We start from the raw sequence: 16,742 nt of genomic DNA on the forward strand, positions 1-16,742 counted from the left end.
GTCTTCCCCGGCCTGCTCAAGGCTATTTCTGGTCCATGGCATGGCGGCCGAAGTCCGGCATCGCCGTGTCCTGGCCTGCCTGGATGATCGAGCGGCGAATGGCCCGGGTGCGGGTGAAGAGATCGAACAGCTTGTCGCCATCTCCCCAGCGGATCGCCCGCTGCAGATAGGCAAGATCTTCCGAAAACCGCGCCAGCATCTCCAGGATCGCATCCTTGTTGTGCAGGCAGACGTCGCGCCACATGGTGGGGTCGGATGCCGCCAGGCGCGTGAAGTCTCGGAAGCCCGAAGCCGAATATTTGATGACTTCGGATTCGGTGACGGTCTCGAGATCGTCCGCCGTGCCGACGATGTTGTAGGCGATGATGTGCGGCAGGTGCGAGACGATCGCCAGCACCTTGTCGTGGTGTTCGGCGTCCATCTCCTCGACCATCGAGCCGAGCGTTTCCCAGAAAAGCCTGAGCCGCGCCACCGCTTCGCCGTCAGCGCCTTCCGGCGGCGTCAGGATGCACCAGCGGCCGCGGAAGAGCCCGACGAAGCCCGCATCCGGACCGGAATGCTCGGTACCGGCGATCGGGTGCCCCGGCACGAAATGCACATTCTCGGGCAAATGCGGCGCCATCTGCGCAATCACCGAGCCCTTGGTCGAGCCGACGTCGGTGACGATGGCGCCCGGCTTCAGATGCGCTGCGATCTCGGCGGCAACCGCGCCGGACGCGCCGACCGGGACCGACACGATGACGAGGTCCGCATCGCGAACGGCATCGGCGGCCGACAGCGTATAGCGATCGCCGAGCCCGAGTTCCTGCGTCCGCTTCAGCGTCGCCTCGCTGCGCGTCGAGACGACGAGCGTGCCGGCAAGCTGCTTCTCGCGGATTTCGCGCGCGATCGACGAACCGATGAGACCAATGCCGATAAGGGCGATCGTTTCAAACTGCTGAGCCATTATTTCCGTCCCATAAATTCGGTCAGCGCCGCGATGACGCCTTCGTTGGCTTCTTCAGAGCCGATGGTCATGCGCAAGGCATTGGGAAAGCCGTAGCTGCGGACCGCCCTCAGGATAAAGCCGCGGTGGGTCAGGAACGCGTCGGCCTCCTCCGCCCGCTTGCCGGGCTCGTCGGGAAAATGGATCAGCACGAAATTCGTGACCGAGGGCGTGATGCGAAGACCGATCGCGGCGAGCGCTTCGGCAACGCGGGCAAGCCAGGTGAGGTTGTGATCAACCGCCGTTGCGACAAAGGCCTGGTCACGGATCGCCGCAGCACCCGCCGCGATGGAGGGCGCGCTGAGATTGAAGGGGCCCCGGACCCGGTTGACGGCGTCGATCACCTCCGCCGGCGCATACATCCAGCCGATTCTGAGGCCCGCGAGACCATAGATCTTCGAGAAGGTGCGGGTCATCACCACGTTGCGGCTGGCCGAAACCAGCTCAACCCCGGCGGCATAGTCGTTGCGGCGCACATATTCGGCATAGGCCGCATCGAGAACCAGGAGTACGCCGTCCGGCAGGCCCGCATGCAGCCGGCGCACTTCGTCGACGGGGATGTAAGTGCCGGTCGGATTGGCGGGATTGGCGAGAAAGACCATCTTGGTCCGCTCGGTCACGGCCGCCAGAATGGCATCGACGTCGACGCGCGCATCCCTTTCCTTGACGGTCACGGGCGTCGCGCCCGACGCCAGGATCTCGATCTTGTAGACCAGGAACCCGTGCTCCGTGATGATGCCCTCGTCACCGGGACCAAGATAGGTGCGGCAGACAAGAGCGAGCAATTCGTCGGAACCGTTGCCGCACATGATGTTTGCCGGGTTGAGCCCGTGAACCGCACCGATCGCCTCACGCAGCGCCTTGGCCTGGCCATCCGGATAACGCTCCAGATTGAAGGCCGCCGCCTGGAAGGCTTCGATCGCCTTCGGGCTGGCACCGAGCGGCGTCTCGTTCGACGACAGCTTATGCACCTTGGCGACACCCGGCGCATGCTCCTTGCCCGGTACATAGGCGTCGATATCGAGGATGCCGGAACGCGGCTCAGGGCTCTTCGAAGCAAGGCTCATCGGGTCAGCTTTCTATGGCCATCAAGGTGCACAGCGACCTTTGTCGCGCCTTGGGAGGCGCGGGGCGCTATGGCAGGAAAAGAGGTCAAGCCATTACCGGCGCAAGCGGCTTTTGTCGAGGGTCCGCCGCCTGGACGTAAGCCTTATCGGGTGAGGCGTGGCTGTTCGCGCGTGCTCGGCACGCCCTGTGGCGCCAGCACCGGCACGAAGACGCGGCGGGACGCGCGGGCTGCGACCGGCAGCCCCTGGTAAAGCCGCTTCTGCGCCTCGACGACGATGACGCCGGAAAAGACCGGCCAGAGCCAGCGGCCGAGCCGCTCGAAGCCCCGCCGCAGCCGCAGGATCGCCCGGAGCTTCGACGGCGGGAAGAACAGCGCGTCGGCCGTAGCCCCCGGCGTGAAGTTTGTCTCGCGCAACAGCGCCGTCAGCTGCCCGCGCGAATAGGGCCGGCCGGAACCGAAGGGCGTATGCTCCATGCGTGCCCAGACGCCGCGCCGGTTGGGCACGACGATCACGAGCCGCCCGCCCGGCGCCAGCACCCGCCAGATCTCCTTCATCGTCTCGCGCGGACTTTCGGCGAATTCCAGCGAATGCACCATCAGCACCCGGTCGATCGACGCGTCCGGCAGCGGCAACTCCTCGTCGAACACCAGCGCCGTCGAGGAAAGCTCGGCGACCGGCCAGTTCACCGCACCCTGACCCGCGGGCATGAAGGCGAAGGTGCGCTCCGTGTCCTTGCGGAACCGTTCGAGATAGGGAACGGCATAACCGAGGCCGACCAGCCGCTCGTCCGGCAGGCGCGCCCAGACGGACGAAAGCGCCATGGTGACGGATTGCTCCGCCATCCGGCCAAGCTCGGAGTGATAGAATTCGCGAAGATCGACAATATCGGTATGCATTCGCAACATGTTAGCTTCGAAGCGGTAGACTTCAAGGTAAGGCTCGCTACATTCGGCAGCATCTCCCCTTTCGCGACCGGAGGACCTGCCATGGCCGCGCTCGAACTCGATCTTTTCCTCTGCCGCACCGACAATTTCGGCGTGCTGATCCACGACCCCGAAAGCGGCCTGACCGCCTCGATCGATGCGCCCGAGGAGGCGCCGATCCTGGAGGCGCTGGAACGCCGCGGCTGGACGCTCACCCATATCTTCACGACGCATCATCATGGCGACCACGTCGCGGCCAATGACGCGTTGAAAGCCCGCTTCGGCGCAACCATCGTGGGTCCGTTCAGCGAGGCCGCAAAAATTCCGGGCCTCGACAAGACCGTGCGTCATGGCGACCGCTTCGACTTTGCAGGCCGCGCCATCGAGGTGATCGAGACGCCGGGCCATACCGCCGGCCATATCTGTTTCCATTTCCCAGAGGACAAGCTTCTCTTTGCCGCCGACACGCTGTTTGCGCTCGGCTGCGGTCGACTGTTCGAGGGGACGCCAGCGACCATGTGGCAGTCTCTGAGCCGGCTGATGGCGTTGCCGGACGACACGACCGTCTATTTCGGACACGAATACACGCTCTCCAATGCCCGCTTCGCGGTCACGGTCGACCCTGAGAACGCCGAACTCAAGGCGCGCGCTGCCGAGATCGAGGAAATCCGCTGCGACGGCGGCTTCACCGCACCGACGACGATCGGCCTGGAAAAACGCACAAACCCGTTCCTGCGCGCCGCCGATTCCGGCATTCGCGCCCATCTCGGCATGCGAGACGCCGACGATGCCGCCGTCTTTGCGGAAATCCGCAAGCGGAAGGATAATTTCTGATGGCTGCGGCCCAGACGGCTGCAGAGGTCATTGCGGCGCTCGGTCTGGCGCGCCATCCGGAGGGCGGCTGGTACATCGAAACCTTCCGCGATAAGGCCGGCGGCCCGCGGAGCCATTCGACGGCGATCTATTATCTGCTCGAGCGTGGCGACCGTTCACACTGGCACCGCGTCCGCGATGCTGTCGAGATCTGGCACTACTACGCCGGCGCGCCGCTCGAACTCAGCATCGCCGAGGACGGGAAACCCGCCGCGACGCTGCGGCTTGGGCCTGATATCCGGGAGGGCGAGCAGCCGCAGGGGATCGTCCCGGCCAACTGGTGGCAGTCGGCCGCGTCGTTGGGTGATTGGACGCTGGTCGGCTGCACGGTCGCGCCGGGCTTCGATTTTGCCGCCTTCGAGATGGCAACCCCCGACTGGCAGCCGCCGACCCGATAGCCGTCTTTCGGGCTACTCCGCCGGCTGGGTGGCCGCGGCATTCTTGCGCAAGATCAGATCCTGGGCGGCGAGCACCGCGCCGCCGGTGACGAACAGGCAGGCGAGCGCAATGCGCCAGGACGGCTCGGCAAAGCCGAAGAGGATCAGGATCAGCGTCGAGAGCACCGGTGCCGCATAGCTCGAAACGCCGAGAAGCTGGATGTTGCCGTTCTTCACCCCGAAGTCCCAGGCATAGAAGGCCGCGCCGACCGGCAGGAGGCCGAGGCCGGCGACTGCCAGCCATTCGAAGGTCGTTTCCGGCCAGACCGTCGTTTCGAGCGCCAGGTGACAGACGAAGGAGAGGATCGAGGTCGCGAGGCAGAAACCGGTGACCACATCGGTGGAGACCGCCTCGAAGCGGCGGGTGATCAGCGAATAGCCGGACCAGGTAAAGGCGCAGAGGAAGGCCGCGCCATAGCCGATGAGATAGGCATCGTCGAAGGCCACACCATTGCGCGCGACGATCAGGATCGTGCCGGCAAGGCCCGCCAGCGCACCGGTGATGTGATACCAGCGCAGCCGCTCACCCGGCAGCAGTGCCGAACCGACGACGATCAAGAGCGGCCAAAGATAGGCGATCAGACCTGCTTCCACGGCCGGCGCATTGCGCAGCGCCGTGAAGTAGAGGAAGTGATAGCCGAACAGGCCGGCAATGCCGGTGATCCAGACCTTCGCCGGTTGCTTCAGCAGCGCCAGGCGCTCCGGTTTCGCTGCCAGCACCGCAAGACCGGGCAGGCTGCCGATCAGGAAACAGATCGCCGAAAGCTGAAATGGCGGCATCTTGCCCGATGCGGCCGTGAACAGCGCAAGCAGCGACCACATCAGGATGGCCGAAAAACCGATTAGAGTTGCCTTGAGTTTCATTGTCGTCCCCTGGCGCGATTTCTCTAACGGAAACCTGCGCCGTCAAAATCACGGTGCTTGGTGGTATTTAACCTTTTAGTTGCACGCGATCGCGCGTCAACCACCAAATCGCGTCGCCGAGACCGTGACCGGTCCGAGCTTGGTTGGGATGCGGACATAGACGGGAGCATAGACGTTCACGGTCGGCGCCTTGGCAAACCAGATCTCCATCGTCTGCAGACGCCGCAGATACTCGACGTCTTCGCGGCCCTTCTTGTAGCCGGCCTTCGGCACGAAGCGGATGCCGCAGACGATCACCTCGCCTTCGAAGCCTTTCGTCTTGAAAGGCCTGGTGCCCTTCGGCGAAAGCTTGATGTCGAGCCGCGACTCGCCGTCGAAGATCGGCAGCGTGTTGGGGCAGACGCGCGCCTCCGCGGGAATGATCAGGCCCGAAAGCGGATCGAGCACGTTGCGCATGTCGCGCGAGGTGACCGGCACCCAGTTCTTCGGCAAAGGCGTTCGCTTCGGCGTCATGCTCGCATGCACAACATTGCCGTTGCGGTAGGTAACGCTGATCGCCCGGCTCTTGGAACCGCTGCGATAGGACATAGAATACTGCGAGGCGCGCAGGTAATCCTTGTCGACGACGCCGGAAACCTGCGTCTGGCCCGACGTGCGGCTGAGGATATCGAGCAGGCCCGCCGATTTCAGCGTCCCCGATATCGTGTAACGATTCTTCTGAACCTCGGTGTGGAATGAGGCGCGCGCCACCGGCAGACCGGCCAGCGAGATGCTGTAATCCGTCAGATGTTCGACATCGGCGGCCGATGATGCTGTGGAAAACAAGACCACGGAAAGCAGCATTGCCCCGCGAAAACCATTTCGCAACTTCATGCCCGAAGAAATCCATCACTTGAATATTGCCGCAATACCCTGAAATGCAGGGTATTTACGGCTTTTCTGCGCCCATTTCGCTGCCGCCGGCTACGCGGTCGGTCCGATCACGGAACCAAACCGTCGTGTGTCCTCAATTAAGAAATAGCGCATACAAAACCGCTTGGAATGGGTCTCGTGAGGCATTATTCTTGCCCAGACAGCGCTTCGGATGTGAAGAACTGCCGGGAAAATCCGCGGTTTTCCGAGAATGCAAGAGGTTTGGCTTGACGGACGAGCCGTCTCTGACTATAGAACCGCGACTTTCCAATAATGGCCAATAGGAACGCGGCCTGGGCTCTGGGCCCGCTACCGCATTGTCCGCCGGCGATAAAAGAGAATAGGTGTACTATGTCCCGTAGTTGCGAATTGACCGGCAAAGGCGTCCAGTCGGGCAACAATGTAAGCCACGCCAACAACAAGACCAAGCGCCGGTTCCTCCCGAACCTGTGCAACGTCACGCTGATTTCCGATGCTCTCGGCCAGCGCTACCGCCTGCGCGTTTCCGCAGCAGCTCTCCGCTCGGTTGAACACCGTGGCGGCCTCGACGCCTTCCTGCTGAAGTCGGACGAGAACGAGCTGAGCATGCGCGCTCGCCTGCTGCGTCGCCAGATCGTCAAGAAGGTTGCTGAAGCCGCCTAATCGGCGCCAGCGCACCGTCTTTGACACGCGTTTAAAAGGCTTGCGGGTTTATCCGGCAAGCCTTTTTCTCGTGCGCGCGTTTCTTAACCGATACGCGCTTTTGCCTTCATCGGCCGGGTGCACTACCCTGCTTTCATCCCTCTAGCTGGTGGCATACCCCAGGATAAAAAAATGCTGATCAACCGCACGTTCTTCGTCTATGTCGCGCTGATGACCCTCGTGGTCGTCGCCTCCAACATCCTCGTTCAGTTTCCGCTGCCAGGCTCGATTGCCGGCATGCAGCTCGGCGATCTCCTGACCTGGGGCGCCTTCAGCTACCCCTTCGCCTTCTTGGTGACCGACCTTACCAACCGCCAGTTCGGGCCGCGCATCGCGCGCCGTGTGGTGGTCGCAGGCTTCATCGTCGCCATCCTGCTCTCCTTCGTCGCCGCCACGCCGCGCATCGCGATCGCCTCAGGCTCGGCCTTCCTGTTCGGTCAGCTGCTGGACATCTCGGTGTTCAACAAGCTCCGCCGTCAGAGCTGGTGGCATGCGCCGCTGGCAGGTTCGCTGATCGGCTCGGCGCTCGATACCGCAATGTTCTTCTCCTTTGCGTTCGCACCGTTCTTCGTATTCTTCGGCCCGAACGACAGCTTTGCGCTGGAGACCGCGCCGCTGCTCGGCGTGCTCGCGGCTGAAGCACCGCGCTGGATCTCCTGGGCGATCGGCGACCTGAGCGTGAAGATCCTCTGCGGCCTCGTCATGCTGCTCCCCTATGGCGCGCTGATGAGCATCGTGAAGCCCATGCCCGCAGCGGAAAAGCAGGCGGCCTGAAGGCCGCTTGGCGGCAAGCCTCGGCCCGCGCCTAAGGGGTGACCGGGCATCGATTGCCGGGCGCGGGGAAGAGCGGCAGCCGCCCTTCCCCGCGCCGCGCCTGCTAGCGCTGCCTCAGGAGCATCTGCGCGTTTTCGAATGGCAGCCCCTCGTCGTCTTCCGACCGCCGGGTCTGTTCTTCAAAGCCGAGCTTCTCGTAGAAGGCATAGGCCTGTGCGTTGGCCGTGTAGACCTCCAGGCGGAGCTGCCCCTTCAACCGCAGGGCATGCGAAACCAGCAAGCGGCCAATGCCGGCACCCTGATGTCGCGGCGACACGAAGAGCCCGCCGATGAAATCGTCGAGCAGGCTGACGAACCCGGCCGGTTCGTCGCCGCGGGTGGCGACCCATGTCTCTGCGTTCGGCAGATAGACGGTCTCGATCAATACGCGCTGTTCGCGCAACCGCGCTTCGCCGACAAATGCGTGCGCCGTGATCGAGGCCTCGAACCAGATGGCAGATAGTTCTTCCATATCCGCAGCCCGGTAGGCGCGGATCATTACATCCATATTTTTCATGGTTTTTCCGTTCAATAGATATGCGTCAAGAGGGACGCCTGTTGGGCGCCTTGAACAACCGCAAATGCGGGTAAATTTTCAGCCTCTGCGCATAAATCTCCTTCAACGGACAATCGGCCAATAGGCCTTTGCCGAGACGCGGTCAAGCATCGTGCCGGCCGATCCGCGGCTTAGCCACGCGAGACGGCCCGATCGTCCGCCGGTTCTTGACCGGATCTCCGCACGACCGGGCGGAGATCGCGCCTTTCAGGCGTTGGCTTACTGCGTCAGCGCGGTGTTGAGCCGGAACTCCAGCATCAGGTTGCGCTCCAGGATCGAATGGTTGTCGTCGGAAACGACGATGACCCGCACTTCGCCGTCGGGGCGCACGACGACGTCGAGGCCCTCCATGTTGTCGATCTGGTAGCGCATGTCCGCCTCGAAGACGACGTCGCCGTCGACGACCGCACCGGGCTTGATCCTGTCGCCAGGGATCCGGCGGATCTGCATGCCGAGCCCCGAACCGAAGGAGAAACACCGCTCCAGGAGAAGCAGGTCGCCGTTCGGCAGGAAGGCGCCATCGGTCGCCGCATAGGGATCCTTGCGCACGACGCTGAATGCGCCGCGTTGCGGTCCGTCCAGGATGCCGGCAAGAAGATTGTCCGCCTTGTCGACACTGCGCTCGGCAATGGCGATCATCGCGCCTGCAAGCGGGCTGTCTTTCGGCGAGACGGCAATCGTTTCGATGCCGGCATTGCTGCGCAGCTCGCTGATCGGGAACGGCAATGCCAGGCTTCCGATCGGCTTCGAGCCGGCAAAGCCCGGATCCGGGTAGATGTCGATGCGATGGGCCTGCTCGTAACTGACGATCGCCTGGCCGTCACGAAGAGCAAGCCCTTCCGAATCCACCTTCCATTTCGCAAGGCCCACATCGCCGTTGCGATCCGCCATCGGTGTGGCGGTCAGGTTGGTGATCCCGGAAAGCCTCCCCTGCTCGTCACGGGTCACGGCCCCTTCCAGCCAGTGGCCGGTGTCCATGACGGCGACGAAAGAGCTGCCGTCAGGACGAAAACGGATCGCGGAGACGGCGCCGAACAAGGGATTTGACGAGGTCATCTCCAGGCCGCCGAGAAACTCCAGGGCGCCGAACCGGGTGGCGCTGGAGCCGACCTCGAAAGAGCTGATCTGACGGCTGCGGATCGGCAAGTCTTCACTATCGGAAGCGGACCATGCCGGGTAGGCCGAGGCCAAGAGGAAAAGGGCAAGGAGACCGCGGCCAAGCATCAAGAGAAGTACCTTCAGGGGAGCATCGGGAATGAAGCGGCGTGCGAACATAGCAACGCCACCAGGCATTGTCGCTTGGTAGACTGTAAAACTATGTCCGTAAATTGACTTCGGCCACCAGCGATGCGTGCAGGCGCTGATTGGCAGCTCGGAGGCGATGTTCCACCGCCCCCAAGCGGGAAGGATCACCCGGCGCGGCGAAGACGCGAGGGACCACGGCGCTGGCTTTCGTCCTCGAAGAGTGCGGCCAGCTGCTCGGTCATCGCGCCGGCGAGCTCGTCGGCATCGACGATGGTGACGGCGCGGCGATAGTAGCGCGTCACGTCGTGACCGATACCGATCGCCAGGAGCTCCACCGGCGAGCGCGTTTCGATCTGCTCGATGACCGCGCGCAGGTGCCGCTCAAGATAATTCCCGGGATTGACCGACAGCGTCGAGTCGTCGACCGGCGCACCGTCCGAAATCATCATCAGGATGCGGCGCTGTTCGCGCCGCGCCATCAGCCGCTCATGCGCCCAAATCAGCGCCTCGCCGTCGATGTTTTCCTTGAGCAGGCCTTCCCGCATCATCAGGCCGAGATTGCGGCGTGCCCGGCGCCACGGAGCGTCGGCAGACTTGTAGACGATGTGGCGCAGGTCGTTGAGGCGACCCGGAGCCTGTGGCTTGCCGCCGGCGAGCCACTTCTCGCGTGACTGCCCGCCCTTCCAGGCTTTGGTGGTGAAGCCGAGGATCTCGACCTTGACGCCGCAACGCTCGAGCGTGCGCGCCAGGATATCGGCGCAGGTGGCGGCAACCGTGATCGGCCGGCCGCGCATCGAACCGGAATTGTCGATCAGCAGCGTCACCACCGTATCGCGGAAGTTGGTGTCCTTCTCGCGCTTGAAGGAGAGCGGCTGCATCGGGTCGATGATAATGCGCTGCAAGCGTGCGCTGTCGAGGTAGCCCTCTTCGAGATCGAACTCCCAGGAACGGTTCTGCTGCGCCATCAGGCGCCGCTGCAGCCGGTTGGCAAGCCGGCCGACCGCACCCTGCAAGTGGGCGAGCTGCTTGTCGAGGAAGGCGCGCAGCCGGTCGAGTTCGGCTTCGTCGCATAGTTCTTCGGAAGCGATGGTCTCGTCGAACTCACGGGTAAAGACGGCGTAGTCGACCTTCTCGTTGAAGTCGGCAAACGGCTGGTTCGGACGCTTGACCTCGCCGGGCGTTTCGCTGTCTTCGTCACCCTCGTCCTGGAGATCGTCGTCGGAGATCTCCGCGCCGTCCATCTCGCCTTCTTCCATCTGCTCTTCGGCAGCCTGGTTTTCATCGGCAGGGGCAGCATCGTCGCCGGCTTCCTCGTCGCTGGCGTTCTCGTCCTGCTCCTGACTGCGCGGCTGGTCTTCGTCGGTTTCGCTTTCCTGCTCGTCCGGCTCGTTGTCGTCGTCACCGTATTTCTCGGCGACGTCCATCGAGGTCAGTATGTCGCGAACGACACGGGCGAAAGCCTGCTGGTCGTTGATCGTCGAGGACAGGTTCTGGATATCGCCGGACGCCTTGCCTTCGATGAACTCGCGCCACAGGTCGAGCACCTTGCCGGCGGATGCCGGCGGCTTCTGGCCGGTCAGCTTCTCGCGCACCAGCAGCGCCACGGCCTCGCCGAGCGGGGCGTCGGCCTGCCGCTCGATCGTTGCGAAATTCGCCTTGGCGTATTTCTCTTCGAGCATGACGTTGAGGTTCTTGGCGACACCCGCCATGCGCAGCGAACCGATCGCCTCGACACGCGCCTGCTCCACCGCATCAAAGATCGCGCGGGCGTCTGCCCCTTGCGGCGACATGGTCGCGTGGATGCGCGCATCGTGACAGGCCTTGCGCAGCGCCATGCTGTCGCCGAGGCCCCGCGTAACGCTGAGTTCCTGCAGGGTCGGGCGCTTGGAAAGTTCCGGCAGACGGATGCGTTCGCCGGTCATGCCCGGCCGCTCGTTGGCGAAGGCGACTTCCACCTCGGCATCGCCCGCGATCGATCGGATGCAGCCGGAAAGCGCCCGCTTGAACGGTTCCGCAGCATTCTCGCGCGTGGTTGGCTTTGCCTTCGAATTCGAGCTCACGACAGTTCCTTCTTCAGCCAGAGGCGATAACGCCCCAGCGGGGCATTATCCGGTTTGCCACAGCGTCATGGCCCGCCCTCGCCAAAGGGACGGCAGGCCGTGGGATCAGGCGGTGGCTTCGAGCACGATGTTGGCAGCGCTTTCCTTCAGCTCGATGCCGAAGGCGCGCTGGTAGTGCTCGGCGACCAACGCCCGCTCCAGCTCGTCGCACTTGTTGAGGAAGGTCACGCGGAAGGCGAAGGCGATGTCGCCGAAGATGTGGGCGTTCTCGGCCCAGGTGATGACCGTACGCGGGCTCATGACGGTCGACAGATCGCCATTGATGAAGGCAGCGCGCGTGAGGTCGGCGACGCGCACCATCTTCGAGACGGTCTCGCGGCCCTTGTCGGCGGTGAAGCCCTTGACCTTGGCGGCAACGATGTCGACTTCCTTGTCGTGCGGCAGGTAGTTCAGCGTGGTGACGATCGACCAGCGGTCCATCTGCGCCTGGTTGATCTGCTGCGTGCCGTGATAGAGGCCGGTCGTGTCGCCGAGGCCGACAGTGTTGGCGGTCGCGAACAGGCGGAAGGCCGGGTGGGGACGGATGACACGGCTCTGGTCGAGCAGCGTCAGGCGGCCGGAGGATTCCAGCACGCGCTGGATGACGAACATGACGTCCGGGCGGCCGGCATCGTATTCGTCGAAGACGAGCGCGACATTGTGCTGGTAGGCCCAGGGAAGAATGCCGTCCTTGAATTCGGTGACCTGCATGCCGTCCTTGACGACGATCGCGTCCTTGCCGACGAGGTCGATACGGCTGACATGGCTGTCGAGGTTGACGCGCACGCACGGCCAGTTGAGGCGGGCGGCAACCTGTTCGATATGGGTCGACTTGCCGGTGCCGTGATAGCCCGAGACCATCACGCGTCGGTTGTGGGCGAAGCCTGCGAGAATGGCGAGCGTCGTTTCGCGGTCGAAGAGGTAGTCCGGATCCAGGTCCGGGACATAGGCGTCACCCTTCGAATAGGCAGGAACGCGCAAATCCGTATCAATGCCGAAAACCTCCCGGACGGAAATCGTGGTGTCGGGGAGGTTGGAAATGTCGAGGTCAATCTTGCTCATCATGTCTCCAGAGCGGCCACCGGACGGCATCCGCGCATTCGCCTGCAAAAGTGCTTCTGTAATAATCCGCGTTGTTAGCAGAAGCCAGCCTGTTTTAACAATTGGTAGGCTTGAATAACCGCGCGAAAACGCTCTTCCGACCCTCTATCTCCGCCATTGGCATCAGGGTGATGCTTTTTGACGAGATCCTTGTAGGCAGCCTTGATGTCGGCGGTCGTCGCCGAGGCGGTCAGGCCGAGCGTGTCGAAGGCCTTGGCCTCGAGCGTCTTCAGTTTGCGCTGGCGCGGCTCCGGGCGGCCGGACCGCGCCCGCGCCTCGCTGACAAAGCCGAAGGGATCGCGCATGCGGGCCTGCGCGCCGGCGGAACCGGACCGCGTCTGCGACTGGGTCGGGCCGTTCTTGGCGTTCTTGTTGACGCCGACGGTCCAGGTGGGCCGATGACCGGTGATCGCTTCCTTCTGGTAGCGGGCGACCTCGCCGTCGGAGAGGCCGGAGAAGAAGTTGTAGCCCTTGTTGTATTCCTTCACGTGCTCGAAGCAGAACATGAAGTACTGCCCCTCGGCGTTGCGGCCGACCGGCGCCCGGTGCACACCCTTCTGGTCGCAGCCGTCCCACTGACAGACAGGAGCCGCCGGCTCCGCCTGCGGCTCGACCTTGCGCCGGGTTCGAATGCGATCGAAGTATTTTGAATCGAGTCTCATGGCGCTCATTATGGGGTTTGGCGGGAGTCACAACAAGAATTGACAAAGCGGAATGTTGCTGGCTTTGTGCGGGCATTTTGCGCCGCCGTGCCAGCAATTGCCGGGTTCTTAGGAGCTGCGAGGGGGCGACAAGCAAACAGCAAAATTGGACGGAAGAATGTCGCTCACCGAGACCATCGAAAAGAAGCTGACCGAGGCCTTCCACCCTGAACGGCTCGAGGTCATCAACGAGAGCCATCAGCATGCCGGCCATCAGCCGGGCTTCGATGGCAGCGGCGAGTCCCATATGCGCGTGCGCATCGTTTCAAGTGCCTTTACAGGCATGAGCCGTGTCGCCCGCCACCGCGCCATCAACGATCTCCTGAAGCCCGAACTCGACGCCGGTCTGCACGCGCTCGCGGTCGAGCCAGCCGCCCCCGGCGAGCCGACCCGCTGGTAAAGGCAATCGCGGTGATCAGGTCGGCGGAGCGCCCTCTTCCGCCGGGCGGATGCGCAGCTTGGTGATGCGGTTCTTCACCCGCTTCATCACGATGAAGCGCTTGCCGTGGAAGGTGAAAGCCTGGCGCTCCTCGGGAATGCTCTTGGATTCGTGGATGACCAGACCGGCAACCGTCGTCGCCTCCTCGTCCGGCAGCGACCAGTCGAGCGCGCGGTTGAGATCGCGGATCGGCACCGAGCCGTCGACGACGATCGAGCCGTCAGCCTCCTGGCGCACGCCCTGGATATCGAGGTCGTGCTCATCGGCGATATCGCCGACGATCTCCTCCAGAATGTCCTCCAGCGTCACCAGGCCCTGAACCTGGCCATATTCGTCGACGACGATGGCCAGATGCAGCTTGCGGCGCAGGAACGCGTTGAGCTGGTCCTTGAGGTTGGTCGTATCCGGCACGAACCAGGGTTTCTGCGCGATCCTGACGATATCCAGGTTCTCGGGCTCGACATTGGGTTCGGCCAGCGCCCGCAGCAGATCCTTGGAATGCACGACGCCGATGATGTTGTCGGTCGAGCCACGCCAGACCGGCAGCCGGGTGAACGGGCTCTCGAGGATGTCGCGAACGCACACCTCGGGCGGCTCATCGGCATTGATCGCCCGCATGCTGGTGCGGTGGATCATGATGTCGGAGATTTCGAGCTCGCCGAGGTCGAGAACGCCGCCGAGCCGATCGCGGTCGGCCTTGATCACCGAACCCTCGCGGTGCAGCAGATCCACCGCGCCACGCAGTTCCTCATGCGCCGAAAGCATCGACATGTCGGCGGCGAGATTGACACCGAAGAGGTTCAGAATCCGACGCACGATGCCGTTGACGAGGCTGGAGAGAGGTCCAACGACCGCAACGAAGGGGCGAACGAGGGGCGCCACGGCGATCGCGAAACGATCCGGCGAGGCAATCGCCCAGCTCTTCGGCAGCACTTCCGAGAAGATGACGAGCAGCACGGTCATCGCAAGTGTGGCGATCGCCACACCGCTGTCGCCGAGCAGGCCAATCAGCAGGCTCGTCGTCAGCGACGACGCCAGAATGTTGACCAGGTTGTTGCCGATCAAAAGCGTACCGATCAGCCGGTCGCGCCGTTCGATCAACCGGTTGACGATGCCGGCCCGCTCCTCGCCGTTGTTTTCGAGCGTATGCATGCGCGAGCGCGAGGCGGCAGTCAGCGCTGTTTCCGAGCCCGAAAAGAAAGCCGACAGCAACAGCAGGCAGAAGACCGACAGGATCGACAGCCAATACTCCGCCAGGAAGGCAATGAAGGCTTCGCCGGTCATTGCGGGTGTTTTTCCCTCAGGAAGTTCAGGACCTCGGACGACGGAACGTCATCGGCGACGAAGGACTGGCCGACGCCCCTGGTCAGGATGAAGGTGAGCTTGCCGCCCTTGACCTTCTTGTCCTGGGCGATCGCATCCATCAGCCGTTCGGCCGGCGGCAGCGTGCCCGGGATTTCCGCCATGCGCGTCGGCAGGCCGACCGCCCTCAGATGCGCCTCGACACGGGACGCATCGTCGGGGCTTGCAAGGTTCATGCGCGCCGAAAACTGATGCGCCAGCACCATGCCGATCGAAACGCCTTCGCCATGTACCAGCCGGGCGCTGTCATATTCGGTTGCCGCCTCCAGCGCATGGCCGAAGGTGTGGCCGAGGTTGAGCAATGCCCGCAGGCCGTTCTCGCGCTCGTCTGCGGCGACGACATCGGCCTTGGCCTGGCAACTGACCGCGATCGCCTCGATACGGGCAGCGCCGCCGGCAAAGACCGCCTGCCAGTTGTTCTCGAGCCAGGCAAAGAAGTCCGGCTTGTCGATCAGCCCGTATTTCGCCACTTCAGCATAGCCGGCGCGGAACTCGCGCTCACTCAGCGTGTCGAGCACGTCGGTATCGGCCAGCACCAGGTCCGGCTGGTGGAAGACGCCGATGAGGTTCTTGCCATGCGGCGAATTGATGCCGGTCTTGCCGCCGACGGAGGAATCCACCTGCGCCAACAGCGAAGTCGGGATCTGGATGAAGCGCGAGCCGCGGCGCACTATGCCGGCGGCAAAGCCGGTGAGGTCGCCAATGACGCCGCCGCCAAGCGCGATCACCGCATCGTTGCGCTCGATCCGGGCGCCGAGAACGGTTTCGCAGACGGGGATCAGATGTTCGAAGCTCTTGGTCTTCTCGCCAGCGGGAAGCACCAGCGACACGGCGTCGATATCGCGCTCCTTCAAGCTCGCCATCAGTGGCTCGAGGTAGCGCGGCGCGACGTTCTCATCGGTGATGACCGCCATCTTGCGCCCCTTGAGGCGAGCCGCGATCTCTTGGCCGGCGGCGGCGATCAGCCCGGGACCGATCAGGATATCGTAGGAACGGTCACCGAGGTCGACACGGACCTTGCGTTCGGCGGCAGGCATCGCATGGCTATTCATGGGTCTTCTTGTCCTGGTACTCGATGACGGCGTTGAGGACGTCCTCGACCATCGTCTCTTTCTTCACATCGCGCGACAGCACCGTCAGGTCCGCTTCCGCATAGATCGGGTAACGCGCATTCATGAGGTTTTCGAGCGTCTGCCTGGGGTTCTCGGTCTTCAGCAGCGGCCGGGTGTCGCGCTTGTTGACCCGCTCCCAGAGCACGTCGAGTTCGGCATTGAGCCAGACCGTCAGGCCGCCCTTCTTGATCTGGCGGCGCGAACGCTCGTTGATATACGCGCCGCCACCGGTCGAGACCACGCGCGGCCCGCTGCGCAAGAGCCGCTTCAGCACCCGCGTTTCGAGTGCCCGGAACTCGTCTTCGCCATAGCGGGCGAAGAGATCGCTGATCGTCATGCGCGAGACGCGCTCGATCTCATGGTCGGAATCGACGAAGGGAATGCCGAGCGCCTGGGCCGTCAAGCGACCGATCGCCGATTTGCCGGCGCCCATCAGGCCGATGAACACGAGATTGCGTTTACCGAGTACAAGCTTCGCCCGCTCGGCCAGCGTTGCGGAAACCGGTTCGATCACGTCGTTCATTGGACTTCTTATTCCCCATTCCCTTTCGGTATCGACAAATCAGGGT

Annotated in this window: 18 protein-coding genes; 5 read left to right on the forward strand and 13 right to left on the reverse strand. The window is 63.4% G+C overall.

The features are described 5' to 3' along the window. Positions 1-22: 22 nt before the first annotated feature. The 3 genes from IB267_RS27225 to IB267_RS27235 form a co-directional block, all read right to left on the reverse strand. The gene (locus tag IB267_RS27225) at positions 23-946 is read right to left on the reverse strand and encodes a prephenate/arogenate dehydrogenase family protein (protein ID WP_043623081.1); all 924 of its coding nucleotides are present in this window, start codon (positions 944-946) and stop codon (positions 23-25) included. Next, positions 946-2,052, reverse strand: coding sequence for a histidinol-phosphate transaminase (gene hisC / locus IB267_RS27230; RefSeq protein ID WP_192450647.1), 1,107 nt, complete (start codon positions 2,050-2,052; stop codon positions 946-948). The genes IB267_RS27225 and hisC overlap by 1 nt, the downstream gene beginning before the upstream one ends. A 143-nt stretch (positions 2,053-2,195) precedes the next feature. Then, the gene (locus IB267_RS27235; protein ID WP_192450648.1) at positions 2,196-2,960 is read right to left on the reverse strand and encodes a class I SAM-dependent methyltransferase; all 765 of its coding nucleotides are present in this window, start codon (positions 2,958-2,960) and stop codon (positions 2,196-2,198) included. A gap of 81 nt (positions 2,961-3,041) precedes the next feature. Between IB267_RS27235 and gloB the strand changes: the two genes are divergently transcribed. Both gloB and IB267_RS27245 read left to right on the forward strand, forming a co-directional pair. Next, the gene (gene gloB, locus IB267_RS27240; protein ID WP_192450649.1) at positions 3,042-3,812 is read left to right on the forward strand and encodes a hydroxyacylglutathione hydrolase; all 771 of its coding nucleotides are present in this window, start codon (positions 3,042-3,044) and stop codon (positions 3,810-3,812) included. Next, positions 3,812-4,249: a cupin domain-containing protein gene (locus IB267_RS27245; RefSeq protein ID WP_192450650.1), complete on the forward strand. Its 438-nt coding sequence runs from the start codon at positions 3,812-3,814 to the stop codon at positions 4,247-4,249. The genes gloB and IB267_RS27245 overlap by 1 nt, the downstream gene beginning before the upstream one ends. 12 nt (positions 4,250-4,261) lie before the next feature. Here IB267_RS27245 and IB267_RS27250 read toward each other — a convergent pair whose 3' ends face one another. Next, positions 4,262-5,152, reverse strand: a complete 891-nt coding sequence (locus IB267_RS27250; RefSeq protein ID WP_192450651.1) for a DMT family transporter — start codon at positions 5,150-5,152, stop codon at positions 4,262-4,264. Between the two features lie 96 nt (positions 5,153-5,248). Then, entirely contained in the window at positions 5,249-6,025 is a 777-nt protein-coding gene (locus tag IB267_RS27255; protein WP_192450652.1) for a DUF3108 domain-containing protein, read from the reverse strand. 390 nt (positions 6,026-6,415) lie between these two features. Here IB267_RS27255 and rpmB point away from each other — a divergent pair, with 390 nt between their 5' ends. Next, on the forward strand, positions 6,416-6,706 hold the full coding sequence (gene rpmB / locus IB267_RS27260; protein WP_034806568.1) for a 50S ribosomal protein L28: 291 nt from the start codon (positions 6,416-6,418) through the stop codon (positions 6,704-6,706). A gap of 171 nt (positions 6,707-6,877) precedes the next feature. Further along, positions 6,878-7,519 (forward strand): queuosine precursor transporter, encoded by a 642-nt coding sequence (locus IB267_RS27265; RefSeq protein WP_192450653.1) that lies wholly within the window; start codon positions 6,878-6,880, stop codon positions 7,517-7,519. Positions 7,520-7,622: 103 nt separating this feature from the next. On the opposite strand, the gene IB267_RS27270 is transcribed toward IB267_RS27265, so the two are convergent. The 5 genes from IB267_RS27270 to IB267_RS27290 form a co-directional block, all read right to left on the reverse strand. Further along, positions 7,623-8,075, reverse strand: coding sequence for a GNAT family N-acetyltransferase (locus IB267_RS27270; protein ID WP_192450654.1), 453 nt, complete (start codon positions 8,073-8,075; stop codon positions 7,623-7,625). A gap of 258 nt (positions 8,076-8,333) precedes the next feature. After that, the gene (locus IB267_RS27275; RefSeq protein WP_192450878.1) at positions 8,334-9,338 is read right to left on the reverse strand and encodes an esterase-like activity of phytase family protein; all 1,005 of its coding nucleotides are present in this window, start codon (positions 9,336-9,338) and stop codon (positions 8,334-8,336) included. A gap of 185 nt (positions 9,339-9,523) precedes the next feature. Continuing rightward, entirely contained in the window at positions 9,524-11,419 is a 1,896-nt protein-coding gene (gene cobT / locus IB267_RS27280) for a cobaltochelatase subunit CobT (protein WP_043623106.1), read from the reverse strand. 105 nt (positions 11,420-11,524) lie between these two features. Next, entirely contained in the window at positions 11,525-12,520 is a 996-nt protein-coding gene (gene cobS / locus IB267_RS27285; protein ID WP_043623109.1) for a cobaltochelatase subunit CobS, read from the reverse strand. Between the two features lie 74 nt (positions 12,521-12,594). Continuing rightward, positions 12,595-13,230, reverse strand: a complete 636-nt coding sequence (locus IB267_RS27290; protein WP_043623112.1) for a J domain-containing protein — start codon at positions 13,228-13,230, stop codon at positions 12,595-12,597. A 148-nt stretch (positions 13,231-13,378) separates the two neighbouring features. Here IB267_RS27290 and IB267_RS27295 point away from each other — a divergent pair, with 148 nt between their 5' ends. Beyond that, positions 13,379-13,660 carry a BolA family transcriptional regulator gene (locus IB267_RS27295; protein ID WP_192450655.1) on the forward strand — a complete coding sequence of 94 codons (282 nt, stop codon included), beginning with the start codon at positions 13,379-13,381 and terminating at the stop codon, positions 13,658-13,660. Positions 13,661-13,675: 15 nt separating this feature from the next. Here the strand turns inward: IB267_RS27295 and IB267_RS27300 are convergent, their stop codons facing one another. The 3 genes from IB267_RS27300 to IB267_RS27310 are packed head-to-tail and all read right to left on the reverse strand — an operon-like array spanning position 13,676 to position 16,696. After that, positions 13,676-14,983, reverse strand: coding sequence for an HlyC/CorC family transporter (locus tag IB267_RS27300; protein WP_192450656.1), 1,308 nt, complete (start codon positions 14,981-14,983; stop codon positions 13,676-13,678). Beyond that, positions 14,980-16,113 carry a 3-dehydroquinate synthase gene (gene aroB / locus IB267_RS27305; protein WP_192450657.1) on the reverse strand — a complete coding sequence of 378 codons (1,134 nt, stop codon included), beginning with the start codon at positions 16,111-16,113 and terminating at the stop codon, positions 14,980-14,982. The genes IB267_RS27300 and aroB overlap by 4 nt, the downstream gene beginning before the upstream one ends. After that, positions 16,106-16,696: a shikimate kinase gene (locus IB267_RS27310; protein ID WP_043623123.1), complete on the reverse strand. Its 591-nt coding sequence runs from the start codon at positions 16,694-16,696 to the stop codon at positions 16,106-16,108. The genes aroB and IB267_RS27310 overlap by 8 nt, the downstream gene beginning before the upstream one ends. Between the last annotated feature and the right edge of the window lie 46 nt (positions 16,697-16,742).

This window comes from Ensifer sp. ENS09 (assembly GCF_014852425.1).
Taxonomy (GTDB): domain Bacteria; phylum Pseudomonadota; class Alphaproteobacteria; order Rhizobiales; family Rhizobiaceae; genus Ensifer.